Below are 25,529 nucleotides of genomic sequence, written 5' to 3' on the forward strand. Positions count from 1 at the left end.
CAGCCGGAGTTGATCCAGGAGTTGGCCCAACGTCATCCCGACCGCATCGTTGTTGGCATTGATGCCAACGATTGTCGGGTGGCTACCCGGGGCTGGATCGAGCAGAGCGATGTTCTAGCCACCGATCTGGCCAAGCAGTTCAGTGCCGCCGGCATCGCGGCGATCATCACCACCGACATCGCCACCGATGGAACTCTCGCCGGCCCCAACCTGGAAGCCTTGCGAACCATGGCGCAATGCAGCGCTGTTCCAGTGATCGCCTCCGGTGGCATCGGCTGCATGGCCGACCTCCTCTCGCTCCTACCCTTCGAGCCCCTTGGCGTGACGGGGGTGATCGTTGGCCGAGCTCTCTACGACGGCCGTGTTGTCCTGGCGGAGGCCATCGCCGCGTTGGGTGAGGTAAGGCTTCAAGACGTCACCGCCGTGGCGGCAGACATCGCCTGAGCTGGCCTAGGGCCTTATGGTTGAAGCATCAGGCACCTTCTGTGGCAAGTGTAGCCGCCGGCAAGAGCAGCACGTCGTCCCCCGCGGGCAGCTTGCAGGAGGTATTTGAGCAGTGCCGGCGGCTGGGGATGCGCCTCAGCCGTCAGCGGCGCATGGTGCTCGACCTGCTCTGGAGCGAAAAGAGCCACCTCAGCGCTCGCGACATCTTTGAACAACTGAACCTGAGGGGGCGCAGCATCGGCCACACCTCGGTGTATCAGAACCTCGAGGCCCTGCAGTCGGCTGGGGTGATCGAGTGTCTCGACCGCGCCAGTGGTCGCCTATACGGCTACCGCAGTGATCCCCATAGCCATCTCACCTGTCTGGACAGCGGTTCGATCGAAGACATCGACGTTGTTATTCCCGACGACCTGTTGCGTCAGATCGAACAGCGCACCGGCTTTCGCATCGAGTCGTACACCCTGCAATTGAACGGCCGGCGCACCCTGGAGAACTGAGCAGAAGCTCGTTACCTTGAGCCCAACTGTTTCGGGTTCAACCCTTGGCCTCCCCTTCGCCGGTGCGGATGTTGCTGCTCGCTCCGGATCTGCTCGGGGAGTCGCTGGCGCTGAAACTCACCTCCGCCCGGGACGATTGGGAGGTGATGCTTCCCCCTGAGCGCCTAACGGGATCCCCGGCTTTGGTGATCTGGTCGATCGACAGCGTGGCCTCATTGGCGTCGCTTCAGCAGGAGCTGTTCGCCTTGCAGGAGCGCTGGCAGCCCGCCCCGGTGCTGCTGCTGCTGCCCAGCGAGCTACGCCTGTCGCGGGAGCAGCTGCTGGAGCTGCCGGCGGCCGGCCTGCTTCAAAACGTCGATGCCCAGGGCCTGCAGAACGCAATTGAAACCCTGCTGCAGGGCGGACGGGACATTCGCCTGGAGGCTGCGTCGGAGTCCCAGGGCCAGGAGCAGACCATGGGCCTGGGGCAGTGGTTGCTGGTGAGTGGCCTACAGCAGGTGAGCCGCGACCTGCAACGGGTGGAGGCCCTGCTCAATCCACCCCCGGAGCAGCCGTTGCTGTTTCTGCTGCTGCAGGGGCGCCGCCGCGAATTGCGCTTCGCCAAGGGCTTGCTGCTCTGGCTCTGGGGACCGCTGCAGATGGGCCTCGAGCATGCAGAACCCCTGGGGCCCTCCGTATCCAGCGATGGATCACCCACCACCACGGCGATCAGCCTGCGCGAACGCAATGCCGTTGCCGTTTGGGATGCCATCCGAGACCGCATCGATGCATCGGTTCAGGCTGGATTGACCAATTCCACCGGCCGTCTGCTGGCGATTGAGGGTCTGCACCCGGATCACCGCCGGGAGTTGCTTCTGGCCCTGTTGCAACAGCTTGATCAGGTCTTGCAGCGCCTGCGCAGCCGCCAGGACGGCACAGCGATAGCCCAGGCCTGGGATTCTTTGCAGCCCGAGTTGCGCCAGCAGGCCCTCACCGCTCTGGTCGGTAGTTACGTCCAGATCCCCTGCGACGGCGAGCTGCAGCCTGTGGTGGCTTCGCTGCTCAGCCGTGCTGATCTCACCGGTGCTGACGGCGAGCTGCCCGATCCAACCGGAATGCTGGCGCCGCTGGTGGCCGATCAACCGATGCTGGTGAACGGTTTGCTGTTGCCGGCCGATGAGCCCAGGGCCTTCTTGCAACTGGAAACCCTGATCAGCAATTGGCTGGTGAGGACGGCGGAACTGATTGGTGCCGAACTGCTCGATGCCTGTGGTGACTGGCCGGAGCTGCGTCGTTATCTGCTGCGGGATCCTCTCCTGGCTACCCGGGAACTCGACCGCCTCCGGAACCGCTTGAACACTCAGCTGCGTTGGGCGGATTGGGTTGAGCGCCCGATTCAGCTCTACGAAAGCCAGCGCACCCTGTTTCAATTGCGCTCCGGTCGCATCGAACCGCTGCTACTGACGGAGCCCCGCGATAAGGAGCTCAATCAGCTGGGTTGGTGGCAGCGGCAGGTGGCCTTGCTGTTGGAAGCGCGGGATGCCCTCGCACCCCAGGTGCAGGCCCTGGTGCGCCGCATCGGTGACCTTGCCGTGATCCTGCTCACCCAGGTGCTGGGTCGCGCCATCGGTCTGGTGGGGCGGGGCATTGCCCAGGGCATGGGACGCAGCTTCGGTCGCGGTTAGGCCCCTGGGTCCACAATGGCGATCCGCTGCTTCGGCTTGATGCTTGCTTTGGTGCGCTGTCTGATCACCATTTCGATCGCGCTGCTGCTCCATGTCGCACCAGCTGCCGCTGTGTTGAACAGCGACAGCTACGACGGCAACATCTACGCCCTCTACGCCGGCAACGGTTCGTTGGTTCCTCCCGCCAGCACCCTGGAGGAGTCCCTCGCTGAGGGACGCACGGCCGTGATCGTCTACTATCTGGATGACAGCGCCGTGAGCAAACGCTTCACTCCGGTGGTTTCGGAACTGCAACGGCTTTGGGGCCGCAGCATCGATTTGCTGCCGCTCTCCACCGATCCGCTGCAGGGTCGTGAAACGCTGGGGGTCGGTGATCCAGCTACCTATTGGTCTGGAACCATTCCGCAGGTGGTGGTGATCGGCACCGATGGCCGGGTTGTTTTCGATCAGAACGGTCAGGTTCCCCTGGTGGCGATCAATGACGCCATCAGCGCCTCCACCGGTCTTCCCGTTCCTGATCTGGGACGCATTGATCAGGAAGGCAGCTTCAACGAAGTGAACATCGAAGTCACCGCCAGCTGAGACGCCCACCGCCATGGCGCCTACGCTGCCGGCCAGTTGTCCCGGTCGCTGAGCCGGATCCGCTGTGTCGCTGCTGCTTGCTCCGCTCGGCCTTGGTCTCGCTGTGGCCTGTCTGGAGCTCCGCCATCGCCTGCGACCCGCCTCGCCGTTGCGGATGACGCCTCGCGACTGGCGCGTCGATGATCTGGGCGGGTGGCTCCGCATTGAAGGTGTGCTGGAGATCAGCAACCCCCATCCCCGCATGGAGGTTTTTGTGCCGGAGCTGCGGGTCGAGCCCGTGCTGCTGGGGTCCTCCGACCCCGCCGGCCTGGACTTGAAAACGCGGATCATTGCTGACCACCCCGACGAGGAGACCCGCGCAGACGGCTACTGGGCGGCTTACATCGTCAAAGGACGCAAAACCACGCGTGCCCGGGTCTCGATCGAGATCACCGGCCCAACGCCATCGGCCCGGGTCGACAGCCTCTGGGTGGATGCCCACTGGGTGAATTACGGACCCTTCGGTCGCCTGCAGCGCCGTCAGGGCTTGCTGGTTCCTTTGACCCGTCCTGAACCGCTGCAGCCCGATCAAGCCCACTTCCGCCAGGGGGAGGGGTGCCGTGTCTTGCCGCTGCGTACCCACCTGCTCGGCCCCCTAGATGACGCCATTGACGTCCTGCGCACCTATGCCGCCGATCTGGTCCAGCCCGGCGACATCCTCACCATCGGCGAGACCCCCGTGGCTGTAATCCAGGGGCGCTACCGCCATCCCAGTGAGGTTGAACCCGGCATGGTGGCGCGCCTGGCCTGCCATGTGTTCCATCCCACCAGCAGCCTGGCGACGGCCTGCGGTATGCAGGCCTTGATCGATCTTGTGGGGCCCACCCGGGTGCTGGCCGCCTGGCTGGGGGGTCTGCTGATGAAGCTGGTGGGCATCCCCGGTGGCTTCTATCGCCTCGCCGGTGACCAGGCCCGCTTGATCGACGACATCACCGGCACCACACCGCCCTACGACCAGACCATTGTTCTGGGGCCATCCCGGGCCGAGCAGTTCTGTCGTGATGCCTCTGGCGAACTCGGGGTCGACGTTGCCATCGTCGACGTCAACGACCTCGGCCGTGTGAAGGTGCTGGCTTCCAGCTCCGGTTGTGATGAGGGCTTGCTGGGCCGTGCCCTGCGCCCCAATCCCGCCGGCAATGCCAATGAGCGCACCCCCCTGGTCTTGGTGCGGCCAGGCCTGGAATGAGCGATACATTGTGAGCAGTTGGGGTTGGAGGGTGTCCGGTGGAAGAACCCAAGACAACCTCCATCCGTATTGAGCCCCTCAATCCGGCCCACCTGGCGCAGTGGGTTCAGGACGCGCCGCTTGATCAACTCTCACGTTTTCAGGGCTTTCTGATCGGTGAATGGCTCTCCAGAGTCGAGCAACGCTTCCCCGATCTACTCCCCAGTCGCTCGCCCCGTTGCCTGATGGCCCTCGCCGGAGATCGCCCGGTGGCCAGTGTGGTGGCCCGGCCTTTCAACCGCCGCGGCAGCTGCTGGATCCTTCATTTACCGGAGCTGCTAGGAGCGGTGGATGGTCACAGCCATCGCACCATCCAGCAGTCCCTGCTTCAGCAGGCCCTGCAGTCCTGGACGGCCCAGATCTGCAGCTGGGTGATCCGCTGCCCGGCCACCGATGCAGATGCCATTGCCCTGCTGCGGGAGCTTGGCTTTCAACCGCTTCGCCCGTATCAGTGCTGGTGTCCACCACGGGCTGAGGTCGAGCCACCAAGCAGCGATCAGTTGCCTGCGGGTCTGCGCTGGGCGGCATTGAACCGCCGCACCGCCGGGATGTTGTGGCCGATCGAGCAGGGCGGCAGCCACAGCCACCTGCGTCAGATCACCGACCGCCACTGGCTGGATCTGCTGGACCGGAACGGCCCCAGCTGCGGCGTGCTCATGGCCGGAGAGGCTGTTCTGGCGGGCTGCATCCGCCTTCCCGATGCGGGAGAGGCCGGGTTTCTGGAGCTGATGCGCGACGTCGCCTGGGATCCCCGGCTGGATCAGGCCCTTCCCCAGGTTTTGAACGGGATCCTTCAGCGCCGCCGCCCCCGCGGGCTGCTCACGGCCCTTGACGATGCACCACTCAGCCGGATCCTGGAGGCGGAGGGCTGGACCCGCGGCGACGAGCAGCTGCTGCTCGGTCGCAGCATGTTGCGGCGTCAGTCACCCCAGCGCAACCTGCAGCTGACCCGATCGCTCGATCAAGTGTTGGGCCGTTTGCGGCCCCAGGGCACACCCCTGCCCACGCCGAGCTTGGGTGATCGGCACTGATGCGGCCGCGTCCCTGTTCGATCCTCAGCCTGGATGTGGGCCGGCGGCGCATCGGCCTGGCCGGCTGCGATGCCCTCGGCATCAGCGTCACGCCCCTCGCTGCCCTGCGTCGCGGTCGCTTTGATGCGGATCTGATCGTTCTGCGGGCTCACTGCTGTGAACGGTCGGTGCAGGGGCTTGTTGTGGGATTGCCCCTGGATGCAGCGGGTCAGCCCACGGCCCAGGCGGAGCATTGCCAGCGTTACGGCCTGCGTCTGGCTGCCGCCCTCGATCTGCCCCTGGCCTGGGTGAATGAACACAGCAGCACCTGGGCGGCCGGTGAACAGTTCGGGCTGACGGAAGATCGTAGCGGACGTCTGGACAGTGCAGCCGCTGCTCTGCTGCTGGAGCAATGGCTGGCGGAGGGTCCGGAGCTCAAACCGGCCCAGTACAGTGTGTCAAGGTCGGGCGCCGGGGCGGGCGATGGTGGATCCTGAGCCCAGTCAGAGCCGCGTCGATGTCTGAGTCGGTCCCCGGTAAGAGCAGCGATCACCCCACCCTGCTGGTCCGCGACCGCGAGGGTCATGACCTGCTGTGCTTCCTCGAGCATCTGATTCCCCTCGAGGGGCAGGACTACGCCCTGCTCTCGCCGGTCGACACACCGGTGTCGCTGTTTCGGCTCAATGACGTTGCTGAGCCGGTGCCGATCACGGAAGTCGCCAGTAGCGAGCCGATTCTCTCGGTGGCTGATGTGGTGCTCCAGGAGCACGACCTGGTCTTGGTGCGATCGGCGATCACCCTCACCGTCAGTGGTGAATTGGAAGAGCCGGATCAGGACGAGCTCGACGAGCTGGAAGAGGGCGACGACGTTGATGAGGACGCCGAGACCTTTGAACTGCTGGTGAGCTTCATGGTTGAAGCGGAGGAATACGGCCTCTACATCCCGCTCGATCCGTTCCTGGTGTTGGTGCGAATGGTGGATGGCCAGGCGGTGCTGCTGAGCGACGATGAGCTCGACCGCGTTCAACCCTTGATTGAGGCGGAACTGGAGGAGCGTGAATGGCCGGATTGATGGCACAGCACTGGTTGACCCCCGATTGGGATCCCCATCTCACCATTGCCCAGCTTTCGCTGCCCCACCTCACGGCCCATGGACTGCGGGCTGCCGTGATCGACGTCGACCGCACCCTCCTTCCCGGTCGTGATGTGACCCTGCCAGGGCCGGTGCGTGACTGGCTTGTGGATGCCGGCCGTCGCCTGCAATTGCATCTGTTCAGTAACAACCCCTCCCGCGATCGGATTGCCGCCGTGGCTGATCAGCTGGAGGTCAGCTTCACCTTTGGTGCAGGCAAGCCCCGCCGTGGCGCCCTGCGCAGCGTGGTTCGCGATCTCGCGCTGCCACCGGAGGCGATCGCGATGATCGGCGACCGCCTGTTCACGGATGTGCTCTGCGGCAACCGAATGGGCCTTTACACGGTGTTGGTTCGACCGGTTCGAGAGGACGGCAAGCCCTGCCGTCATGACTGGGTGCAGCGGTTTGAACGCGCCATTGCCCGCGTGATGGGGGCGCCTTCAGCATGACCTTGTGGGTCGTGAAAATCGGCACCAGCCTGCTTCGGGGGGAGACCGCTAACACGATTGCTGGCTACGCCCGCTGCTTCGCAGGGGCCATGGACCGTGGGGACCAGGTGGTACTGGTCACGAGTGGTGCCGTCGGGCTGGGCTGCCAGAAGCTGGCCCTCTCCAATCGACCCGACACGGTGGTGGCCCTGCAGGCAGCTGCAGCCATCGGCCAGGGCGCGCTGATGGCGCTGTATGAACGGGCCACGGAACGCCATGGCCGTTCCGTGGCTCAGGTGCTGCTGACCCGCTCCGACCTGGCCGATCGCCGTCGTTATCAGAACGCTTCGGGCACCTTGCGGCAGCTGCTGAGCTGGGGGGTGCTGCCGGTGATCAACGAGAACGATGCCCTCTCGCCGGCGGAGTTGCGCTTCGGCGACAACGACACCCTATCGGCTTTGGTGGCCGCCGCCCTTCAAGCGCAGCAACTGATCCTGCTCACGGATGTTGATCGCCTCTATTCCTCGGATCCGCGGGTTGATGCCAACGCCCAACCGATCTCTGATGTTCGCCACCCCCGCGACCTGGACCAGCTGGAACAGGGGGCTGGCGACGGGGGGCACTGGGGCACTGGGGGCATGACCACCAAGCTGGCGGCAGCTCGCATCGCCACCGCCAGTGGCATCACCGTGCAGCTCGCCGACGGCCGCGACCCTGCTCGCCTCGAGGCCTTGTTGCAGGGGGAACGGGGAGGCACGGTGTTCCATCCCCACCCTGAACCCCTAGGCAATCGACGCAGTTGGCTGGCCCACGTGCTTCGGCCTGAGGGTCAACTGCAGCTGGATGCGGGGGCCTGTGCTGCGCTGCAGCACCGTGGTGCGTCTCTGTTGCTGGTGGGTGTGACGGCAGTGCGGGGTGACTTCGCCGCCAATCAACCCGTTCAGTTGCTGGACCCCGATGGGGAGGACCTGGGCCGTGGCCTCTGTTCGATGGACAGCGACCAGCTGCGGGCTTCGATGAATGACCCATTGCCGGTGGAGTCCTCCCCGGTGGTGGTGCATCGCGATGGTCTGGTACTTCGCAGCCGTTAACCACGTCTACGATCTGCCGGACTGTCCTGGCCTCCATGCGTTTCAGCACCCTGATCAAGGTTCTGCAGACCGGTGATGCAGGCCTGCGCTGGAGCCAGCCGGGTTTGGACCCATGGATTGAAGGTGCCGCTTCACTCGATCAGGCCTCAGTCGCGCAGCTCAGCTTTCTGGAGAAGGGCAACGCCCTCACGCCGGCTTTGGGCGCCAGCGGAGTGGGTGCCCTGTTGCTGCCCGACCAACAGGATCTGACTGATCTAGCATCGCAGCGTGGCATCGCCTTTGCGGTCTTCGCTGATCCGCGTCTGGCCTTTGCTGAAGCTCTCGATCAGTTGCATCCTCGCCGCCGACCCTTGGCGGAGATTCACCCCTCGGCGGTGATCGATGAACGGGCTGTGGTGGGCCCCGGCACAGCGGTGGGCCCGCGGGTCTGCATCGGTGAGGGAAGCCGTCTTGGCGCTGACTGCATCGTTCATCCCGGTGTGGTGATCTACGACGACGTGGTGGTGGGTGATGGCTGCGAACTGCACGCCAATGCGGTGCTTCACCCCGGCAGCCGTCTCGGGCGTGGCTGTGTGGTGAACTCCAATGCCGTTGTTGGCTCCGAAGGGTTCGGATTCGTGCCGACGGCGAAGGGATGGCGAAAAATACCGCAGACCGGTCAGGTGGTTCTTGAAGATCTCGTAGAGGTGGGCTCTGGCACCACCATTGATCGTCCTTCCGTGGGGGAGACCCGTATTGGTGCCGGCACCAAGATCGACAACCTTGTGCAGATCGGCCATGGCGTTAGCACCGGGCGTGGCTGTGCCTTCGCCTCCCAGGTGGGCATCGCTGGCGGCGCCCGGATCGGTCAGGGGGTGATCCTGGCGGGCCAGGTGGGGGTGGGGAACCGCGTCGTGATCGGTGACCGTGTGATCGCCAGCTCCAAGACCGGGCTGCATGCCGATGTCGATCCGGGACAGGTGATGAGCGGTTTTCCTGCTATTCCCAATCGCCTCTGGCTGCGATGTGCCTCCACTTTCAGCAAGTTGCCGGAGATGGCCAAGACCCTGCGGGAGCTCAAGCGGGACACCCCTTAGTAACCTCAGCGGTCGACCTGCCGTACCGCACCGTCATGGCTCAGCACCGCGTTGTTCTGCTGCCCGGTGATGGCATCGGCCCTGAGATCACCGCTGTCGCCCGTCAGCTGCTGGAGGTGGTGAGCCAGCGCCATGGCTTCTCGCTGAGCTTCGAGGAACAGCTCATCGGCGGCAGCGCCATCGATGCCACCGGTGAGCCGCTGCCTGCCAGCACCCTGGAGGCCTGCAAGGCAGCCGATGCGGTGTTGCTGGCCTCCATCGGCAGCCCCCGCTTCGACAGCCTCCCCCGCGAGAAACGGCCGGAAACCGGCTTGCTCGGCCTGCGCGCCGGCATGGAGCTGTTCGCCAATCTGCGCCCGGTGAAGATTGTTCCGTCCCTCATCGACGCCAGCAGCCTCAAGCGCGAGGTGATCGAGGGGGTGGACCTGATGGTGGTGCGAGAACTCACCGGGGGGATCTACTTCGGTCAGCCCAAGGGACGTATCGAGACCGAGGGAGACGAGCGCGGCTTCAATACCATGACCTACTCCGCCTCGGAGGTGGATCGGATCGCGAAGGTGGCCTTTGAGATCGCCCAGGAGCGGCGGGGCCGGCTCTGCTCGGTGGACAAAGCGAATGTGCTTGATGTGAGCCAGCTCTGGCGAGACCGTGTGGATGCCCTGGCACCTGCCTACGGCAGTGTGGAGGTGACCCACATGTATGTGGACAACGCGGCGATGCAGCTGGTGCGTGATCCCCGCCAGTTCGATGTGTTGCTCACCGGCAACCTTTTCGGCGACATCCTCAGCGACGAAGCGGCGATGCTCACCGGCTCCATCGGCATGCTACCTTCGGCCTCTCTCGGCAGTGAAGGGCCTGGCCTATTTGAGCCTGTGCATGGTTCAGCCCCCGACATCGCCGGTCAGGACAAGGCCAATCCCATGGCCATGGTGCTGTCGGCCGCAATAATGCTGCGCATCGGCCTGAAACAGGCTGCGGCTTCTGATGATATTGAGGCCGCCGTCGATGCCGTTTTGGCCGGTGGCTTCCGCACCGGTGATCTGATGGCAGAAGGCTGTACACAGCTGGGTTGTCGCGCCATGGGTGAGCAATTGCTCAAAGCTCTGTAAGCCAGATATTGGTGCAATCGGGCCCTGATCTGGCAGGATCGCCAGGCCCATAGTCCCTGCGTCGATGTCGAAGCGTCATCCGGTTGTCGCTGTTACCGGTTCTTCCGGAGCTGGAACCAGCACCGTCAAGCGCGCCTTCGAGCACATCTTTGCGAGGGAAGGCATTACCCCTGCAGTGGTGGAAGGCGACAGCTACCACCGCTATGAGCGGATGTCCATGAAACAGGCCATGGCGGATGCCCTGGCCAAGGGTGAGAACTTCTCCCACTTCGGCCCCGAGGCCAACCTCTTCGACAAGCTCGAGGAACTGTTCCGCACCTACGGCAAAATCGGTGCTGGTCAGAAGCGCTACTACCTTCACAGCGTTGAAGAAGCGGCTGAACACAACGCCCGTCTTGGCGTCAACCTCGAGCCGGGTCAGTTCACTCCTTGGGAAGACATCCCCTCAGGCACTGACGTGCTGTTCTACGAAGGCCTTCACGGCGGAGTGAAGGGCGAGGGCTATGACGTAGCCGCCCTGGCCGACCTCTTGGTGGGTGTGGTGCCGATCACCAACCTCGAGTGGATTCAGAAGATCCACCGCGACAACGCTGAGCGTGGTTATTCCGCTGAGGCGATCGTTGACACGATCCTGCGCCGGATGCCCGATTACATCAATCACATCTGCCCTCAATTCAGCCAGACCGACATCAACTTCCAGAGGGTTCCCACCGTGGACACCTCCAATCCTTTCATCTGCCGGAATATCCCGACTCCGGATGAAAGCTTCGTGATCATTCACTTCCGTAAGGGTGCTCGCGAGAAGTGGGGGATTGACTTCGGTTATCTGCTGAACATGATCCACGATTCCTTCATGTCCAGCCCCACCAGCATCGTGGTGAACGGCGGCAAGATGGGCTTCGCCATGGAACTGATTCTCACCCCGATCATTCACCGCATGATCGAAGAGAAGAACAAGCTCAGCTGATCGCTTCTCCTTACAGCAATCGTCTCTACAATGGGCCCATCTGAGAGATCAGGTCGGCTCGATTTCTTTGTCAACGCCCTCCTTTGAAATCCGTGGAGCCTTGGGGGTGCCCTTGGCTCCCCGCTGAGACCGCATTGACAGCCACTCGCTGATCGCCCAGGCCCGTCGCGTTTATTTCGCCTATCTCTCCAGCACCCCTGCGGGGCATGAGTCTCTCGGCGTGGTGGTGGATCCGCAAGAACCCGATGGTCGGGTGGTCTTCGAGAACCCTGTTCTTTTGCCGGATGAAGAGTTCCTTGCCATCGATCTGATCCGAGGGCGCACGAGCCGTGGTCGGACCCGATGGAAGGGTTGATCCTGGCTTGGACCGGCCTGCTGGGCGCCTGCGTCGGCAGCTTCACCAACGTGGTGGCCTGGCGCTTGCCCCGCCAGGAATTCGGTGGTCTTCCCCGGCAGCCACTGCCCCAAATGCGGCCATGCCATCCGCTGGTATGACAATCTACCGGTGCTCGGTTGGCTGCTGCTGAGGGGTCGTTGCCGCGACTGTGATGCCGCGATCAGCTGGCGTTACCCCGCCGTGGAGGCCCTGAGTGCCGGCCTCTGGATCACCTTTGGTTGCCGGAGCCCCTATGCCGCTGGGGGGTGGTGCTGGGCTTGCTCGTCAGCACTGCTGCTGGCATCCCTGTTCTGGCCAGCTATTTGATCGCCGTGGTGCTGGCCTTGCTGCTGTTGGAAGGTCTCAGTGCCTTGGCCGAACGGTTGTTGGGACAGCCTGCGCTGGGCCTGGGCGATGCCCCTTGCGGTTGTCTCGGGAGCATTGGTCGGAAGCACCGCTCGCCTCAGTGGCCGGTTGGGCCCCAGGGAACCGTTCCCCTTCGGTCCCTTCATCGCCCTGGGCATTTGGCTGGTTTGGTTGACCGGTCCGCAGTGGTGGTGGAGCACCTGGTTGATGGTGTTGGGCACTTGATTCACCAGCGTCTAGTCCCGAGCCGGCTTTTAATGGTGTGAGTTGACGGCCCTGTGTGTCTCTGTTCGATTGGTTTGCTGATCGCCGCAAGGGTCAGTACGTCGCCAACGTCAAGCAGGAACCCGATGAAGGCGATGGTCTGTGGAGCAAATGTCCGGAATGTGGTCAGGTCGTCTATCTCAAAGACCTGAAACTCAATGCCAGTGTTTGCGCCAACTGTGGCCATCACCACCGGATCGACAGTGCTGAACGTATCGCACTGATTGCGGACCCCGACAGCTTCCAGGTGTTGAATGCGAATCTGGCACCGGTGGATCCCCTCGGATTCAAAGACCGGCGCGCCTATGCTGACCGTCTGCGGGAAAGTCAGGCCTCGACGGGGCTGCGGGATGGTGTGGTCACCGGGCTCTGCCGGGTGGAAGGCATCCCCATGGGCCTGGCAGCAATGGACTTCCGCTTCATGGGGGGATCGATGGGCTCTGTGGTCGGGGAGAAAATCACCCGTCTGATCGAGGAGTCCACCGCCCGCAAGCTGCCGCTGCTGATCGTCTGTGCCTCCGGCGGTGCCCGGATGCAGGAGGGGATACTCAGCCTGATGCAGATGGCGAAGATCTCCGGCGCGCTGGAACGCCACCGCGAAGCCGAGCTGCTCTACATGCCCTTGCTCACCCACCCCACCACCGGAGGTGTAACCGCCAGTTTCGCCATGCTGGGCGACCTGATCCTGGCGGAACCGAAGGCGTTGATTGGTTTCGCTGGGCGCCGGGTGATCGAGCAGACCTTGCGGGAAAAGCTGCCCGACAATTTCCAGACGGCTGAATATCTGCAGGAGCACGGCTTCGTGGACACGATCGTTCCCCGCACCCAGCTGCGCTCCACCCTGGCCAATCTTCTGCGCCTGCACGGCTGCAAACCGATGGAGCTCACCAGCGCATGATCCGAGCTGGTTTTGTTCTGATCCTGGCCTTGGCCTGTTGGGTCGCTCCCGTTCTGGCTGGCCCCGTGGAATGGATTGAGGTTCCTGCCACCGACGCGGGCCAGCAGTGGTGGGACCGCGGCAGTGTGCGCATCGATCGGGATAGATACCGAACCGTGCTCAGCCGGTTCACCCCAGCGGCCACCGACGACGGAGATCAGCCCTCCGGTGAGCTCTATGTGATGCAACTGGACTGCTCCCAGGGGCTGTATCGCGACAAACAGGTGAATGGTTTGCCACGTTTTCGTGCCCAATGGCAGCCTGCTGGGGATGACGGGCTGATCATCTCCGTGATTGAGGCTGTTTGTACCGAACCCCTGCCCAGCTGAGATGTCTCCACAACCCCTTGGTGTTGCCGTTGCCGGTCTCGGCTTCGGGGAAAAGGTGCACCTGCCGGCCCTTGCGGCAGCGACTGATCTTGAGGCGGTGGCGCTTTGGCACCCGCGCCAGGAGCGCTTGGATGCCGCCATGGCTGCCCATGGCTTGAAGGGATTCAGCGACTGGGATGCTCTGCTGGCTGATCCCGCGGTGGACGCAGTGGTCATCGCCACCCCCCCGGCACCTCGCTTTAACCTGGCCCGTCGGACCCTGGAGGCGGGCAAGCACCTGCTGCTGGAGAAGCCCATCGCTCTGCATGCTGATCAAGCCCGGGAGCTGCAGCGTCTTGCCTTGGCACAGGGACTGTCGGTGGCTGTGGATTACGAATACCGGGCTGTTCCCTTGTTTATGCAGGCCGCACGCCTCCTGCAGGCCGGCGCTGTCGGCACGCCCTGGCTCGTGAAGCTCGACTGGTTGATGGGCAGCCGTGCCGATCCCCAGCGCGGCTGGAACTGGTATGCCCAGGCGGATCAGGGCGGCGGCGTGATCGGAGCTCTCGGAACCCATGCCCTGGACATGCTGGCCTGGCTGATCGGTCCCCTGGGGGCTGTACAGGCCCTGAACAGCGTTTCGATCAAGCAACGCCCCCATCCCAATGGTGGCCTAGCCGCCGTGGATGCCCCCGATGTGTCGCTGCTACAGACCGTTGCCTATTGGCAGGGAAGGCAGGAGCTGCCGATGCCAGCTCAGGTCAGCCTCAGTTCTGTGTCGCGTAACGGTCGCGGTTTCTGCCTGGATGTGGTGGGTTCCTCGGGATCGCTGCTACTCAGCAGCACCAACCAGAAGGACTACGTCCATGGCTTTGAGCTCCAGCATGCCCCGATTGGTGAGCCCTTCCGCACGGTGGAGCCCGATGCCGACCTTGCCTTCCCGGAAACCTGGTCCGATGGCCGCATCGCCCCGGTGGCCCGCGTGCTGGGCTGGTGGGCCGAGAGCATTCGCAGTGGGCGACCGATGCTGCCTGGACTGGCCGAGGGCGTGGCCAGTCGTGTGGCCTGCGATCAAGCAGCAGGCGGCACATTGGATCTTGCGTAACACGCGGTAAAATTGCCGGCGATTCGTCTTTGACGACCCCAACCCTCCGAGGATTTATCCATGGCGCTCGTTCCGCTTCGGCTCCTGCTCGACCACGCCGCTGAGAACGGCTACGGCATTCCTGCGTTCAACGTGAACAATCTGGAGCAGGTCCAGGCCATCATGGAAGCGGCTGACGAGACCGACAGCCCTGTGATCCTCCAGGCCTCCCGCGGTGCCCGCAGCTACGCCGGTGAGATCTTCCTGCGTCACCTGATCCTGGCCGCGACCGAGACCTATCCCCACATCCCCGTGGTGATGCACCAGGACCACGGCAACGCCCCGGACACCTGCTACTCCGCTGCCATCAACGGTTTCACCTCCGTGATGATGGACGGCTCCCTGGAAGCCGACGCCAAGACTCCCGCCAGCTACGACTACAACGTCAACGTCACCAAGCAGGTGGTGGACTTCGCTCACTCCGTGGGTGTGAGCGTTGAGGGTGAGCTGGGTTGCCTGGGCTCCTTGGAAACCGGCAAGGGTGAAGCCGAAGACGGCCACGGTTTCGAGGGTGAGCTGTCCAAGGACATGCTGCTCACCGATCCCGCTGAGGCTGCCGACTTCGTTGCCAAGACCAAGTGCGACGCTCTGGCCATCGCCATCGGCACCAGCCATGGCGCTTACAAGTTCACCCGCAAGCCCACTGGTGAAGTGCTGGCCATCAGCCGCATCGCTGAGATCCACAAAGCCATCCCCAACACCCACCTGGTGATGCACGGCTCCTCCTCCGTTCCCCAAGAATGGCTGGAGATGATCAACAAACACGGTGGTGCCATCCCCGAGACCTACGGCGTTCCCGTCGAGGAAATCCAGGAAGGCATTCGCAACGGTGTGCGCAAGGTGAACATCGACACTGACAACCGTCTGGCCTTCACCGCCGCTGTGCGTGAAGCCGCCATGGCCGATCCTTCCAACTTCGACCCCCGCCACTTCAATAAGCCGGCTCGGAAGTACATGAAGCAAGTCTGCCTGGATCGTTACCAGCAGTTCTGGGCTGCCGGCAACGCCAGCAAGATCCAGCAGCAGAGCATCACCTACTACGCAGGTCTCTATGCCAAAGGCGCTCTGGATCCCAAGCCTGCCGTCGCTGCTTGATCGTCACGATCAAAGGATCAATCACCGGGGGCCGAAAGGTCCCTTTTTTTGTCGCGCTGCTCACGCTGGAGCAGCGTCACTTTTTGATCAGGTCATCAGGCTGATCAGGCCGTGGTTGCCATCCAGTTGTGCCTGCGCTCCCAGGGGCAAGGCCTGGTTGGGCCGTCCATGGCCCAGTGGCAGATTCAGGACCAGTGGAATGCCCAGATCGCCAAGGCGTTCTTCCAGGATCTCGTCCATCGTGAAATCACCGGGAAGGATGTCGTCTTCAGCCCAGTGGAAGCGACCGCAAGCTACCCCTGCCAAGTGCTGCAACAGGCCTGCGTTACGCCACTGGGTCAGCATCTGATCAACCCGGTAGGGTGCTTCGCCCACGTCTTCCAGCACCAGGATCGCTCCCTTCAGGGGGGAAGCCAGGGCGTGCCGATCAGGTGGGTCGCCACGGTCAGGTTGGTGACCACCAAGGGGCCTCGGCCGACCCCCCGCCGTCGTGGCTCGCCCAGCAGGGGCGACACCGGACGTCCGCAGAGCAAATCCACCGTGCGTTGCCACTGCGCCTCAGTGCCGCTGCAGGAACCATGGATGGCCCCCGGCAGGCCAGCGGCCCATTGGGCCAGCAGAAGAGAGCTGGTGTCGGAGAACCCCAGGCTCCATTTGGGACGTCGCGGAAAGCGAAAACCAGCTTCGAGCACCCGGGCAGCCCCCCAGCCACCGCCAAGAGTCACCACCGCATCCACGGTTGGATCGTTCCAAGCTGACCTCAGATCCTGAACCCGTTCCTGGTCGGTTCCCGAGAAATAGCGCCATTGACGGGTGAAAGCTGCGGGAATCTCCAGATGCCATTACTGTTGATCACAGAGTTCGCGCAAGGCTTGGAGATCGGTGTCTGGATCCATCCAGGTGCCAGGGTTCACGGCGCGGATGCGTGATCCAGGCGTCAGGGGTTTCAGCCTGCGCTGGGCAGTCATGGCTCTGGGGGAGAGCAGGGCCGTGATGATCGTGGATGCCCCTGAAATCAACAGCGTCCGGCGGGTTAGCATCAACCCAGCAGGGCTTCCAGCATGCGGCGGCCGTCGGTTCCTCCCGTGGCTGGATCACAGGCCCGCTCCGGGTGGGGCATCAGGCCAAGAACACTGCCACTGGCGTTGGTGATGCCCGCGATGTCGGACACCGACCCATTGGGGTTGTTGCCGTAGCTCAGGGCGATGGCGTCTTCGTCTTGAAGCTGCTTGAGTGTGTCATCACTGCACTGGTAGCGGCCTTCACCGTGGGCGATCGGCAGGGTCAGGGCTCCATCGCTGTACCCCTGCATCCAGGCCGTGCGTTGGCTCACCACCTTGAGGGGCGCGTCTTCACAGACGAAGTGCAGATCTCGGTTCCGGGTGAGTGCACCGGGGAGGAGGCCCAGTTCTGTGAGCACCTGAAATCCGTTGCAGATGCCGAATACGCGTCCGCCCTTGGCTGCAAAGTCGATCAAGGACTGAAGGGCTGGTGTGAAGCGGGCAATGGCGCCGCAACGCAGGTAGTCGCCATAGCTGAACCCGCCGGGCAGAACGATGGCGTCAAAGCCGCTGAGGTCGGTCTCCTCATGCCAGACCCGGCGTGTGCTCATCCCAAGGCAACCCTCGGTTGCCCATTGCACATCCCGATCGCAGTTGGAGCCGGGAAAAACAATGACCCCGATGCTCATGACTGCTTCAACTCCAGGGTCCAGTCTTCGATCACCGGGTTGGCCAGCAAACGATCACTGAGGAGTTCCACCCTGCGGCGGGCTTCGGCTGCATCAGGAGCCTCCAGCTCCATTTCCACGGCCTTACCGATGCGCAGTTTGCTGAGGCCTTCCACCCCAAGTCGTTCGGCGGCACCACGCGCGGCTTCTCCGGCTGGATCGAGCACAGAGGGGCGCAGACGCACGAGGACGCGGGCTTGAAAACGCGGCACGATCAGCAACTGGTCTATTCAAATCTTGACAGACACCAAACCCTGAAGAGATCCGGTGCGCCTCTACGGCGTGACCATTGCCCACCCCCATGGTGAAAAGAGGCCTTTCGCCAGCGTGGTGTCGAGTCAGTGTCTTTGTTTCGCATTGAGCTCTGGAGCGCTGTTCTACTCCTGATTGGCAGCTCAGTAGGTGGAAGCTCAGCAGCGGCGGTCTCGATGCGTTGCCGGATCGCTCAGCAGGCCTGGAGTCCCTGTCGGATGGTCGCCTCCAGTCCTGGAGAGCGCTGGGTGTTGACCTGGAATCAGCAGCGCGTCGAATTTGTCCATGACGGCAGCGGCAAGGTGATGATGCGGGTTGGTCATGCTGAGAACTGGCTCGAGGTTCAGCCGTTCTGGACGGCGGACCACAGCCTCTACTGGGGTTCTGTTTGTGCCACGGGTGCCGTTCCTTTGGAGTGAGGCTGGGGTGATAGATCTGAATTGAGGGCAGATATCCCATGTCAGTTTTTTCTCTCCCTTGCTCCAGCTGCGGAACACCCATTGAGATCCTGGGTCGCTACGGCTTCAAGTTGAAAAGTGTCGGCATCACCAACATGGTGTGCACCCGATGCCGGCAGGGGACATTTCTGGCGTCACGACGCGACAACATCTCTGGCCAGATCGCCGTTGGGACCGGTCCAGATCGTCGTCGCTTGATTCCCTTCACCGCTGCTGTGGCGGCCTCGGCCCTGTTGATCGGTGGCGTCGTCTGGCGTTCTGCCGTGCCGACGGCTCAGGAGGCTTTGCCGGTGAGTGAATCTCCCTCGAGATAGAGCGTCCTGCTTGGGAAGGCAAAGTCGATGCCTTCTTGGGCGAAGGCCTCCATGATTCCGAGGTTGATCTTTTGCTGCTCGTTCAGAGCGACGGTGAGATCGCGGGTGTCGATGTAATAAACCAGTTCAAAATTCAAGCTTGAATCAGCGAATTCGGTGAAGTGGCAGCGGTTAAAGGTGCTGTGCTCCTGAGCATCGATGATGGTTTGAACCATCGTCGGGATCGCCTGTATCTGCTCGACGGATGTGCTGTAGGTGACGCCAATGGAATAGATCATCCGGCGTTGCGCCATTTCGGCGAAGTTGAGGATGGTGGAGCCTGTAAGGGTTGAGTTGCTCATCACCACTTGTTCGCCGCGCAGGCTGCGCAGATGGGTGGAGCGAACACCGATGCGTTCCACCGTTGCTGAGGTGGAGCCCACCGTGATGAATTGCCCAACGGTGAAAGGCTTGTCCAGAAGAATCATCAGGTAGGCGAACAATTCCTGGGCCGGTTCTTTCAGGGCTAAACCGATGCCGATGCCGCCGGCACTGAGCAAACCCCAGATCACCGTCATCTTCACGCCCAGGCTCTGCAGCAGTACCAAGGTGCCGATGACCCACACCACGGTTCTCAGCAGCGGGAGCAGGCTTTGGAGGAGTTGTTGAAGATCATCCGCGCCTGCGCGGCGCACCAATCCGAAAAGGAATCGCGAACCGACCCGGTTGACCAACCGAATCAGAATGATCGTGCCAACAATACGCAGTGATGTATCGTAGGCCCTTGCAATGTTGTTGGGCAAGCCCAGACCGTCCTGGGCGAGAATCAAAGTGACCGCCAAGCCGAAAGGCACCACCGAAGCGGCAAAGGCATTGAGCACAAAGTCGTCGAAGTCGGTTTTGCTCCGCTTGGTGAAGCGAGGAAAAACTGTTTTACATAGGAACGACAGGGTCAGGGTGATGGCTGAGCCGATCAGCAGCGTTGCTAAAAAATCAGTCAGATCCATCGCTTACGTCGGTATTGTGGCATCATCGTCGACGGCCTTCCTGAAGCTGGCAAGCAAGATCGGGCTCAAGCGCGCTGAAAAACCAAAGTCAGATTTTTGGCGGGCATAGAGACCACGTTTTCGGTTTTGAAGCCAGCCTTGGCTGCGATGGCTGTCACTTGATTCAGCTCCCTCAACCCCCATTGATGGTTGCGTTCCCTCAGGGATTGGTCGAAGGCGGCATTACTTGCACTCGTGTGAGCACCATTGCGCATGAATGGGCCGTAAATGATCAAGAGGGCTCCGCTGGGCAGCAACAGGGCCAATTCCTGGAGCAAGGCATCAGTGCAGCTGGCTGGACTGATGTGCAGCAGGTTGATGCAAACCACAGCGTTCACTGCCCCTCGGACGGTCTGGGGAAGGGGCCAGGGGCGGGATTCAACTCAAGGTTGAGGGCTTTTGGCATCACCTGGCTCAGGCTCTGGTGCTGGATCCAGGCGTTGATGCTGGCGCGATGATCTGGATCAGGATCACTGGCCTGCCAGCGAAGATGGAGAAAGCGCTGCTGAAAGCAGACGGCATGCTCACCACTGCCGCTGGCCAGTTCCAGCACGGCCCCTGAGGGAGGCAACAGCTGGTTCAGCAGATTTTCGATGGGACCGCGGTTGCGTTCTGTGGCCGGGAAAAAAAGCCGTTGGTTCATCGTCAGCTCGAGCAGGGGATAGCGCTCTGGCTGCAGTGGCGGCGCAGCTCAGCCAGCCAGGTTTCCAGTGCTGCCAGGGCATCCGGTTGCAGGCGGTAGTAGATCCAGCGGCCGCTCTGCCGATCCGTCAGCAGCCCCGCCTCGCGAAGCACCCTGAGATGAAACGAGAGCTTCGACTGAGAAAGGTTGAGATCATCGGTGAGGTCACAGACGCATCGTTCGCCCTGCGCCAGCGCATGGATCACGTCGAGGCGGATCGGGTCGGCCAGTGCTTTGAGCAGCTGTCTCGACTGCTCGACATTGAGGGCGTTCTGGATCACAAGAGCAATGTCCCCCGCTCTGTTTGGATCAACATAATTTGATTGATTAAGGGGGGGCTGGCATGCGGATTAGCATCAACGGCTTTGGACGGATTGGTCGCCTGGTGTTCCGGGCCCTCTGGGGCCGGCCTGGGATCGAACTGGTGCACATCAATGATCCCGCTGGCGATGCAGCAACGGCGGCCCATCTGCTCGAGTTCGATTCTGTGCATGGTCGCTGGGACCAGGGAATCACCAGCAGCGCTGATGGATTCAGCGTGGAGGGATCCCAACTCACCTGGTCCAGCGAAAAAGACCCCACCGCCGTTCCCTGTAGCGATCGGGGGGTGGAGATGGTGCTAGAGGCTAGCGGCAAGATCAAAACGCCAGAGACCCTCAACCCCTATTTCGAGCAGGTGGGTTTGAAGCGCGTGGTGGTGGCCTGTCCTGTGAAGGGTGTCGTCGCCGGTGAGGACGCACTCAAGATCGTCTATGGGATCAATCACCACCTTTACGAACCGGCGCGGCATAAGCTCGTGACGGCTGCCTCCTGCACCACCAATTGCCTGGCGCCGGTTCGTAAAGGTGGTGCACGAGAGCTTCGGCATCGAGCATGGCCTGATCACTACCATTCATGACATCACCAACACCCAGGTGCCGATCGATTCCTTCAAAAGCGATCTGCGCCGGGCACGCTCCGGGCTCACCTCACTGATCCCCACCACCACCGGCTCAGCCAAGGCGATCGCGATGATCTTCCCGGAACTCAAGGGCAAGCTCAACGGTCATGCCGTTCGCGTTCCTCTGCTGAATCGATCGCTCACCGATGCGGTCTTCGAGCTCAAGCAGAGCGTCACGGTGGAGCAGGTGAATGCTGCCTGCGTTCAAAGCAGCTGCTGATAAGCAGCTGCAGGGAATCCTGGGTTATGAGGAACCCCCATTGGTGTCGTGCGACTACACCAACGACAACCGCAGCTCGATTGTCGATGCCCTCTCGACGATGGTCGTGGATGGCAACCAGCTGAAGGTATTTGCCTGGTACGACAATGAATGGGGGTACAGCTGCCGCATGGCCGACCTCACCTGCCACGTGGTTGGGCTGGACGCATGAAGCTTTCCCCTCTGCAGCAGTACGGCATCGTCACCGCCAATTACTGGGCCTTCACGCTCACCGATGGGGCGCTGCGGATGTTGGTGGTGTTCCATTTCCATCAGCTCGGCTACACCACCCTCGAGATCGCGTTCCTGTTTCTCTTCTACGAGTTTTTCGGGGTGCTCACCAACCTCTACGGCGGTTGGATCGGTGCCCGCTATGGGCTTCGGCTCACCCTCTGGGTGGGCACGCTGATGCAGATTCTTGCGCTGCTGATGCTGATGCCCGTCGCCGGCAGTTGGCCGAAACTGTTGAGCGTGATCTACGTGATGGTCGCTCAGGCCATCAGCGGCATCGCCAAGGACCTCAACAAGATGAGCGCCAAGAGTGCCATCAAGACGGTGGTGCCGGAAACACCAGATGATCAGCAGCAGCTGTTCAAGTGGGTGGCGATCCTCACAGGATCCAAGAACGCCCTCAAGGGTGTGGGTTTCTTTCTCGGTGGGGTGCTGCTGACCGCCTTTGGCTTCAACGCTGCCGTGGGCTGGATGGCGGCAGGCCTCGCCCTCGCCTTCCTGCTCACGCTGGTGCTGCCCGGGGAGATCGGGAAGATGAAGTCCAAGCCGACTTTCTCGTCGCTATTCTCGAAATCTCAGGGCATCAACGTGCTGTCTCTGGCGCGCTTCTTCTTGTTTGGTGCCCGGGATGTCTGGTTCGTGGTGGCCTTGCCGGTATTCCTCGAGGCCTCCCTGGGCTGGAGCTTCTGGGAAATCGGTGGCTTCCTCGGTCTCTGGATGATTGGCTACGGCATCGTCCAGGGATCAGCGACTGGCCTGAGACGGCTCTGGGGGCAGACCACATCTCCGGGAGTGTCTGCTGTGCAGTTCTGGAGTGCGTTGTTGACGGCGATACCGGCTCTGATCGCGGTGGCGCTGTGGCGCCAGGTGGATGTCGCGGTGGCCATCACTGCTGGCCTTGCCGCCTTTGGGGTGGTGTTCGCGATGAATTCGTCAATCCACTCCTACATGGTGCTGGCGTACACCGATGCGGAGAGCGTCAGCCTCAATGTGGGCTTCTATTACATGGCCAATGCGGCCGGTCGACTGGTGGGCATGTTGATCTCGGGGGCGGTGTTCATGCTCGGTAGAACCGAATCCGCCGGCATGCAGGCCTGTCTCTGGACTTCATCCCTGCTGGTGTTGTTGTCCTGGTTCAGCAGCCTCAGACTGCCGGCCGTGCGAAACGCCATGTGATCAACATATGGGTGAAGTCGGTTGGGGGCGAACTCTGAATTTCTGCTGAATATCGCCGCGTTGGTAGGGATTCAGACACCCGCGAGCGGGCATTTTCTGCTGAATGGATTTATTCGCTTCTGATCCCATGCGTGACGAGCCTGGTAGCCCCGATTGTCGTTTGGTGATCGATGCCAAGCGATCCCTGGAAGATGTGCTGCGTTTGATCGCTGATCTGCCCCATACCGATCACATGCGCAGGCAGCTGCTGTCGGTGTACAACCAGTTGGAGGGCATGCACGATTTGAAACGCAGTGGTGGTGCCAATGTGTCGTTTCGTTCCGCCGATTGGAGTTCCTCGGCGAGGTCATGACGTTTTAGCTGTCGTTCATCAGACTTTGAGCGGCTGATTGGGATCAGTGGTCTGGTTGATTGCGTCCCTCTGCGTATTGGCGATCGGCAGTTGTCATTGGCTGGCCAATTGGGTTTTCTCATGCTCAGAGCAGCAGCAGCGCTGGGCGTCCGTTGGAGGGGGCGCCGGATTGACCTACGTGTTTATCCATTTGCTGCCGGAGTTGGCATCGGGTGGAACTGAACTCTCCGACGTCCGAGAGCTCATCGATTACGTGCCGGCCCCTCTGATGGAAGCCTTGCTGTTCCTGGTTGCTCTGGGCGCCGTGTTCGTGATGTTCAGCTTGAACGTGCTGATGAAGCAAACGAAGGGGGCACCGCCCTACGCGGTTTGGCTGCAGCTCTTCAACTTTGCCGCCATCAATTACCTCTACGCTTATTCCTTGCCGTCACTGATCACAACCGGACTGGCTTACGGCGTTTTGTTCACTGTTGCGATCAGTGCCCATGTGTTGTTGATGGACCGCTATGCAGCGGAGCATCATCCGCAGCGATTCCGCCGCCGCAACCGTTGGATTGGAAGTGCTGCCCTTGTTCTGGGTCTTCTGCATGCCTTTGTGTTTCATCCTGTGGATGCGCTCACGCTGCCGACGGCAACCGCGTTTCTCGGTGGAGGCCTCTTGATGGCAGTGTTCCGGGACGAATTGCTTGATTTACAGCAAGCTCGCTTGCCCTGGCTGCTGGCGGGGTGTGGAGGTATGGGGGCGCTGTTGCTGCTTCAACTTCCTGCTTCATGGCCATTGACTGGCGGTACAGATAAGGTCAGGTGTCGCCTTCCTTCTGACCTGAGAGATGTTTGAAAACGACAGACGTCCCGCTTGGCTGAACTGGATCTTCCTTGGGATGTTCCTCTGGTCGTCGTGGCAGCTCTTTGGTTTTTGGTCCCAGCGGCTTAGTGGTTGAGGGGTTTAGACCAACACTCCGGTCAAGCGCAGCGTTCCCCACAGGTCGAAGACGCAGAAAATCAGCCCGATCACGATGATGTCCCAGGCTTTGTGGCGGATGGCCCAAGGGGCCAGGAACAACTCCGCAATCCCATGCAGTGCCGTTCCAATCGTGATGTTCTCCAACACCAGCAGGCCATGGGCCACAAGGAATAGTGCGCTGGCGATACACCGCATTAGGACTTGCCAGGAACCGAGCAAAACCTACTGAAGCGGATGGTTGGATACCTTAAAGCGTGCTGCTGTCTGGACTCAAGCCCAGCAAGCGCTACGGATGTAGGCGGTTTGTTGATTGTCAGATATCAGCACGGCAAGATGGTTTTTGCAGGACGGATGTCAGCCGAGCTTTTTAATGATGGAATGAGCGAAAAAATAATCATCGTCTTGCATAAAAATGGGCTGCTTGATTGAAGCTGCTCAGGCTGATGAATGAGCAAAATCCTTGCTTTTACTTGTTGTAGTGTGTTTCCTTAATCTTTGTAGAGACAGTTGTTCGGTACAAAAATTGCTCGTTGAAGGGAGGCCGTTTGTAGCTTCCTTGCTTCGGGTGCTTCGGCATCTTGATGGGTGGGAGGTGTCATGTCTTCATAGGGAACCTTGCTGAGAATGTGGCGCAGGCAACTCAAGCGAGTGCGGCGCTTGTCATTGGCCTCTACGGTGAACCATGGGGCTTCCGAGATGTGCATCTTGGAAAACATGGTGTCCTTCGCTTTCGAGTACTCCACCCAGCGGTTGCGTGACTCGATGTCCATCGGACTCATCTTCCAGCGACGCTCTTCGTTATCAATGCGTTCCTGGAAATGCTTCTCCTGTTCATCATCGTTGATGGAAAACCAGTATTTGAGCAGCAGGATTCCGTCCTGCACCAGCATTTGCTCAAACTGTGGGTACGAAACATAAAACTGCTCCACTTGTTCGCGTGTTGCGAAGCCCATCACCTTTTCCACGCCGGCCCGGTTGTACCAGCTCCGGTCAAAGACAACGATTTCTCCGGCACTGGGAAAATGCTCCACATAACGCTGGAAGTACCACTGGCTTTTCTGATGCTCTGAAGGCGTGTCCAGGGCCGCCACCTGACATCCCCTGGGGTTCAAGGGCTCCGTCAGCCGTTTGATCGATCCACCCTTGCCTGCGGCGTCTCGCCCCTCAAACAGGATGATCATGCGAAAGCCGGTGGCTTTCACCCAGTACTGCATCTTGACCAGTTCCGTCTGGAGTTTGGCCAGCTCCTTTTCGTAGATCTTTTTGTTCAGCCGTTTGTGCTTGTTGAAAAAACCCTCCTGCAGCTCCACCATGATTTCCTGCGGACGATCGATATCTCCATCGCTGTAGTGATTGATGGCCTCAAGAACGGCTGTTACGTCGTGATCGCTTG

At 61.5% G+C, this 25,529-nt stretch carries 30 protein-coding genes and 4 pseudogenes; 25 read left to right on the top strand and 9 right to left on the bottom strand.

Annotation, left to right across the window (positions count from 1 at the left end; genetic code table 11):
• From ACGVJ8_RS08250 to fba, 19 genes and pseudogenes are all read left to right on the top strand, one after another.
• A partial coding sequence (locus tag ACGVJ8_RS08250) for a HisA/HisF-related TIM barrel protein (RefSeq protein ID WP_392347132.1) occupies positions 1-444 on the top strand: 444 nt, incomplete at its 5' end.
• A gap of 128 nt (positions 445-572) precedes the next feature.
• On the top strand, positions 573-941 hold the full coding sequence (locus tag ACGVJ8_RS08255) for a Fur family transcriptional regulator (protein WP_392347186.1): 369 nt from the start codon (positions 573-575) through the stop codon (positions 939-941).
• 68 nt (positions 942-1,009) lie between these two features.
• Complete coding sequence (locus tag ACGVJ8_RS08260) at positions 1,010-2,605, top strand: DUF3685 domain-containing protein (RefSeq protein ID WP_392347188.1); 1,596 nt, start codon at positions 1,010-1,012, stop codon at positions 2,603-2,605.
• Positions 2,606-2,620: 15 nt separating this feature from the next.
• On the top strand, positions 2,621-3,187 hold the full coding sequence (locus ACGVJ8_RS08265; protein WP_392347134.1) for a thylakoid membrane photosystem I accumulation factor: 567 nt from the start codon (positions 2,621-2,623) through the stop codon (positions 3,185-3,187).
• A gap of 64 nt (positions 3,188-3,251) precedes the next feature.
• Entirely contained in the window at positions 3,252-4,412 is a 1,161-nt protein-coding gene (locus ACGVJ8_RS08270; RefSeq protein ID WP_392347136.1) for a F420-0:Gamma-glutamyl ligase, read from the top strand.
• A gap of 38 nt (positions 4,413-4,450) precedes the next feature.
• Complete coding sequence (locus ACGVJ8_RS08275) at positions 4,451-5,482, top strand: hypothetical protein (protein ID WP_392347138.1); 1,032 nt, start codon at positions 4,451-4,453, stop codon at positions 5,480-5,482.
• Complete coding sequence (ruvX, locus tag ACGVJ8_RS08280; RefSeq protein WP_392347140.1) at positions 5,482-5,958, top strand: Holliday junction resolvase RuvX; 477 nt, start codon at positions 5,482-5,484, stop codon at positions 5,956-5,958. The genes ACGVJ8_RS08275 and ruvX overlap by 1 nt, the downstream gene beginning before the upstream one ends.
• Before the next feature lie 20 nt (positions 5,959-5,978).
• A complete protein-coding gene (locus ACGVJ8_RS08285; protein ID WP_392347142.1) occupies positions 5,979-6,533 on the top strand; it encodes a DUF3727 domain-containing protein in 555 nt (184 codons plus the stop codon).
• Positions 6,521-7,042, top strand: coding sequence for a YqeG family HAD IIIA-type phosphatase (locus tag ACGVJ8_RS08290; RefSeq protein WP_392347144.1), 522 nt, complete (start codon positions 6,521-6,523; stop codon positions 7,040-7,042). Before ACGVJ8_RS08285 ends, ACGVJ8_RS08290 begins: the two co-directional genes overlap by 13 nt.
• On the top strand, positions 7,039-8,112 hold the full coding sequence (gene proB / locus ACGVJ8_RS08295) for a glutamate 5-kinase (RefSeq protein WP_392347146.1): 1,074 nt from the start codon (positions 7,039-7,041) through the stop codon (positions 8,110-8,112). Before ACGVJ8_RS08290 ends, proB begins: the two co-directional genes overlap by 4 nt.
• A 35-nt stretch (positions 8,113-8,147) precedes the next feature.
• The gene (gene lpxD / locus ACGVJ8_RS08300; RefSeq protein ID WP_392347148.1) at positions 8,148-9,188 is read left to right on the top strand and encodes a UDP-3-O-(3-hydroxymyristoyl)glucosamine N-acyltransferase; all 1,041 of its coding nucleotides are present in this window, start codon (positions 8,148-8,150) and stop codon (positions 9,186-9,188) included.
• Between the two features lie 35 nt (positions 9,189-9,223).
• The gene (leuB, locus tag ACGVJ8_RS08305) at positions 9,224-10,297 is read left to right on the top strand and encodes a 3-isopropylmalate dehydrogenase (protein WP_392347150.1); all 1,074 of its coding nucleotides are present in this window, start codon (positions 9,224-9,226) and stop codon (positions 10,295-10,297) included.
• A 64-nt stretch (positions 10,298-10,361) separates the two neighbouring features.
• Positions 10,362-11,264 carry a phosphoribulokinase gene (locus ACGVJ8_RS08310; protein WP_392347152.1) on the top strand — a complete coding sequence of 301 codons (903 nt, stop codon included), beginning with the start codon at positions 10,362-10,364 and terminating at the stop codon, positions 11,262-11,264.
• A 223-nt stretch (positions 11,265-11,487) separates the two neighbouring features.
• A complete protein-coding gene (locus ACGVJ8_RS08315) occupies positions 11,488-11,619 on the top strand; it encodes a hypothetical protein (protein ID WP_392347154.1) in 132 nt (43 codons plus the stop codon).
• Positions 11,607-12,231: pseudogene (locus ACGVJ8_RS08320) on the top strand (prepilin peptidase). Before ACGVJ8_RS08315 ends, ACGVJ8_RS08320 begins: the two are co-directional and overlap by 13 nt.
• Before the next feature lie 55 nt (positions 12,232-12,286).
• On the top strand, positions 12,287-13,168 hold the full coding sequence (gene accD / locus ACGVJ8_RS08325) for an acetyl-CoA carboxylase, carboxyltransferase subunit beta (protein WP_392347156.1): 882 nt from the start codon (positions 12,287-12,289) through the stop codon (positions 13,166-13,168).
• Positions 13,165-13,536, top strand: a complete 372-nt coding sequence (locus ACGVJ8_RS08330) for a hypothetical protein (protein ID WP_392347158.1) — start codon at positions 13,165-13,167, stop codon at positions 13,534-13,536. The genes accD and ACGVJ8_RS08330 overlap by 4 nt, the downstream gene beginning before the upstream one ends.
• A gap of 1 nt (position 13,537) precedes the next feature.
• Positions 13,538-14,620, top strand: a complete 1,083-nt coding sequence (locus ACGVJ8_RS08335; protein WP_392347160.1) for a Gfo/Idh/MocA family oxidoreductase — start codon at positions 13,538-13,540, stop codon at positions 14,618-14,620.
• Positions 14,621-14,680: 60 nt separating this feature from the next.
• Positions 14,681-15,754 carry a class II fructose-bisphosphate aldolase gene (fba, locus tag ACGVJ8_RS08340; protein WP_392347162.1) on the top strand — a complete coding sequence of 358 codons (1,074 nt, stop codon included), beginning with the start codon at positions 14,681-14,683 and terminating at the stop codon, positions 15,752-15,754.
• A gap of 87 nt (positions 15,755-15,841) precedes the next feature.
• On the opposite strand, the pseudogene ACGVJ8_RS08345 reads toward fba, so the two are convergent.
• The 3 genes and pseudogenes from ACGVJ8_RS08345 to purS form a co-directional block, all read right to left on the bottom strand.
• A pseudogene (locus ACGVJ8_RS08345) lies at positions 15,842-16,794 on the bottom strand (LD-carboxypeptidase).
• Positions 16,794-17,444: a phosphoribosylformylglycinamidine synthase subunit PurQ gene (gene purQ / locus ACGVJ8_RS08350; protein WP_392347164.1), complete on the bottom strand. Its 651-nt coding sequence runs from the start codon at positions 17,442-17,444 to the stop codon at positions 16,794-16,796. The pseudogene ACGVJ8_RS08345 and the gene purQ overlap by 1 nt, the downstream one beginning before the upstream one ends.
• Complete coding sequence (gene purS / locus ACGVJ8_RS08355; RefSeq protein ID WP_392347190.1) at positions 17,441-17,695, bottom strand: phosphoribosylformylglycinamidine synthase subunit PurS; 255 nt, start codon at positions 17,693-17,695, stop codon at positions 17,441-17,443. Before purS ends, purQ begins: the two co-directional genes overlap by 4 nt.
• Before the next feature lie 216 nt (positions 17,696-17,911).
• Between purS and ACGVJ8_RS08360 the strand changes: the two genes are divergently transcribed.
• Together ACGVJ8_RS08360 and ACGVJ8_RS08365 are read left to right on the top strand one after the other, a co-directional pair.
• On the top strand, positions 17,912-18,154 hold the full coding sequence (locus ACGVJ8_RS08360; RefSeq protein WP_392347166.1) for a hypothetical protein: 243 nt from the start codon (positions 17,912-17,914) through the stop codon (positions 18,152-18,154).
• Positions 18,155-18,192: 38 nt separating this feature from the next.
• A complete protein-coding gene (locus ACGVJ8_RS08365) occupies positions 18,193-18,507 on the top strand; it encodes a Tat pathway signal protein (protein ID WP_392347168.1) in 315 nt (104 codons plus the stop codon).
• Here ACGVJ8_RS08365 and ACGVJ8_RS08370 read toward each other — a convergent pair.
• The 4 genes from ACGVJ8_RS08370 to ACGVJ8_RS08385 form a co-directional block, all read right to left on the bottom strand.
• Positions 18,468-19,493, bottom strand: coding sequence for a mechanosensitive ion channel family protein (locus tag ACGVJ8_RS08370; RefSeq protein WP_392347170.1), 1,026 nt, complete (start codon positions 19,491-19,493; stop codon positions 18,468-18,470). The two genes, ACGVJ8_RS08365 and ACGVJ8_RS08370, sit on opposite strands and share 40 nt — an antisense overlap.
• A 65-nt stretch (positions 19,494-19,558) precedes the next feature.
• The gene (locus ACGVJ8_RS08375; RefSeq protein ID WP_392347172.1) at positions 19,559-19,870 is read right to left on the bottom strand and encodes a DUF938 domain-containing protein; all 312 of its coding nucleotides are present in this window, start codon (positions 19,868-19,870) and stop codon (positions 19,559-19,561) included.
• Entirely contained in the window at positions 19,867-20,175 is a 309-nt protein-coding gene (locus tag ACGVJ8_RS08380; protein WP_392347174.1) for a DUF938 domain-containing protein, read from the bottom strand. Before ACGVJ8_RS08380 ends, ACGVJ8_RS08375 begins: the two co-directional genes overlap by 4 nt.
• Positions 20,176-20,177: 2 nt before the next feature.
• The gene (locus ACGVJ8_RS08385) at positions 20,178-20,495 is read right to left on the bottom strand and encodes an ArsR/SmtB family transcription factor (RefSeq protein ID WP_392347176.1); all 318 of its coding nucleotides are present in this window, start codon (positions 20,493-20,495) and stop codon (positions 20,178-20,180) included.
• A gap of 62 nt (positions 20,496-20,557) precedes the next feature.
• On the opposite strand from ACGVJ8_RS08385, the pseudogene ACGVJ8_RS08390 reads away from it, so the two are divergent.
• The 4 genes and pseudogenes from ACGVJ8_RS08390 (at position 20,558) to ACGVJ8_RS08405 (ending at position 24,010) form a co-directional block, all read left to right on the top strand.
• A pseudogene (locus ACGVJ8_RS08390) lies at positions 20,558-21,585 on the top strand (ArsJ-associated glyceraldehyde-3-phosphate dehydrogenase).
• On the top strand, positions 21,582-22,820 hold the full coding sequence (gene arsJ / locus ACGVJ8_RS08395) for an organoarsenical effux MFS transporter ArsJ (RefSeq protein WP_392347178.1): 1,239 nt from the start codon (positions 21,582-21,584) through the stop codon (positions 22,818-22,820). Before ACGVJ8_RS08390 ends, arsJ begins: the two are co-directional and overlap by 4 nt.
• Positions 22,821-22,947: 127 nt before the next feature.
• Positions 22,948-23,172 carry a hypothetical protein gene (locus ACGVJ8_RS08400; protein ID WP_392347180.1) on the top strand — a complete coding sequence of 75 codons (225 nt, stop codon included), beginning with the start codon at positions 22,948-22,950 and terminating at the stop codon, positions 23,170-23,172.
• A 46-nt stretch (positions 23,173-23,218) separates the two neighbouring features.
• A complete protein-coding gene (locus ACGVJ8_RS08405) occupies positions 23,219-24,010 on the top strand; it encodes a hypothetical protein (protein WP_392347182.1) in 792 nt (263 codons plus the stop codon).
• A 108-nt stretch (positions 24,011-24,118) separates the two neighbouring features.
• Here ACGVJ8_RS08405 and ACGVJ8_RS08410 read toward each other — a convergent pair whose 3' ends face one another.
• A complete protein-coding gene (locus tag ACGVJ8_RS08410) occupies positions 24,119-24,331 on the bottom strand; it encodes a hypothetical protein (RefSeq protein ID WP_392347184.1) in 213 nt (70 codons plus the stop codon).
• A 271-nt stretch (positions 24,332-24,602) separates the two neighbouring features.
• Positions 24,603-25,449, bottom strand: a pseudogene (ppk2, locus tag ACGVJ8_RS08415) (polyphosphate kinase 2).
• Positions 25,450-25,529 lie beyond the last annotated feature (80 nt).

This window comes from Parasynechococcus sp. (assembly GCF_042954245.1).
Lineage (GTDB): Bacteria > Cyanobacteriota > Cyanobacteriia > PCC-6307 > Cyanobiaceae > Parasynechococcus.

Bases quoted from the DNA above. Each gene is read 5' to 3' on its own strand.
- ACGVJ8_RS08260 (WP_392347188.1), top strand. From the start codon at position 1,010: ATGTTGCTGCTCGCTCCGGATCTGCTCGGGGAGTCGCTGGCGCTGAAA.
- ACGVJ8_RS08290 (WP_392347144.1), top strand. From the start codon at position 6,521: ATGGCCGGATTGATGGCACAGCACTGGTTGACCCCCGATTGGGATCCC.
- ACGVJ8_RS08330 (WP_392347158.1), top strand. From the start codon at position 13,165: ATGATCCGAGCTGGTTTTGTTCTGATCCTGGCCTTGGCCTGTTGGGTC.
- ACGVJ8_RS08285 (WP_392347142.1), top strand. From the start codon at position 5,979: ATGTCTGAGTCGGTCCCCGGTAAGAGCAGCGATCACCCCACCCTGCTG.
- fba (WP_392347162.1), top strand. From the start codon at position 14,681: ATGGCGCTCGTTCCGCTTCGGCTCCTGCTCGACCACGCCGCTGAGAAC.
- proB (WP_392347146.1), top strand. From the start codon at position 7,039: ATGACCTTGTGGGTCGTGAAAATCGGCACCAGCCTGCTTCGGGGGGAG.
- ACGVJ8_RS08360 (WP_392347166.1), top strand. From the start codon at position 17,912: ATGCGTTGCCGGATCGCTCAGCAGGCCTGGAGTCCCTGTCGGATGGTC.
- lpxD (WP_392347148.1), top strand. From the start codon at position 8,148: ATGCGTTTCAGCACCCTGATCAAGGTTCTGCAGACCGGTGATGCAGGC.
- ACGVJ8_RS08335 (WP_392347160.1), top strand. From the start codon at position 13,538: ATGTCTCCACAACCCCTTGGTGTTGCCGTTGCCGGTCTCGGCTTCGGG.
- ACGVJ8_RS08265 (WP_392347134.1), top strand. From the start codon at position 2,621: ATGGCGATCCGCTGCTTCGGCTTGATGCTTGCTTTGGTGCGCTGTCTG.
- ruvX (WP_392347140.1), top strand. From the start codon at position 5,482: ATGCGGCCGCGTCCCTGTTCGATCCTCAGCCTGGATGTGGGCCGGCGG.
- ACGVJ8_RS08365 (WP_392347168.1), top strand. From the start codon at position 18,193: ATGTCAGTTTTTTCTCTCCCTTGCTCCAGCTGCGGAACACCCATTGAG.
- ACGVJ8_RS08255 (WP_392347186.1), top strand. From the start codon at position 573: ATGCGCCTCAGCCGTCAGCGGCGCATGGTGCTCGACCTGCTCTGGAGC.
- ACGVJ8_RS08370 (WP_392347170.1), bottom strand. From the start codon at position 19,493: ATGGATCTGACTGATTTTTTAGCAACGCTGCTGATCGGCTCAGCCATC.
- ACGVJ8_RS08310 (WP_392347152.1), top strand. From the start codon at position 10,362: ATGTCGAAGCGTCATCCGGTTGTCGCTGTTACCGGTTCTTCCGGAGCT.
- purQ (WP_392347164.1), bottom strand. From the start codon at position 17,444: ATGAGCATCGGGGTCATTGTTTTTCCCGGCTCCAACTGCGATCGGGAT.
- arsJ (WP_392347178.1), top strand. From the start codon at position 21,582: ATGAAGCTTTCCCCTCTGCAGCAGTACGGCATCGTCACCGCCAATTAC.
- ACGVJ8_RS08380 (WP_392347174.1), bottom strand. From the start codon at position 20,175: ATGAACCAACGGCTTTTTTTCCCGGCCACAGAACGCAACCGCGGTCCC.
- ACGVJ8_RS08410 (WP_392347184.1), bottom strand. From the start codon at position 24,331: ATGCGGTGTATCGCCAGCGCACTATTCCTTGTGGCCCATGGCCTGCTG.
- ACGVJ8_RS08400 (WP_392347180.1), top strand. From the start codon at position 22,948: ATGCGTGACGAGCCTGGTAGCCCCGATTGTCGTTTGGTGATCGATGCC.
- leuB (WP_392347150.1), top strand. From the start codon at position 9,224: ATGGCTCAGCACCGCGTTGTTCTGCTGCCCGGTGATGGCATCGGCCCT.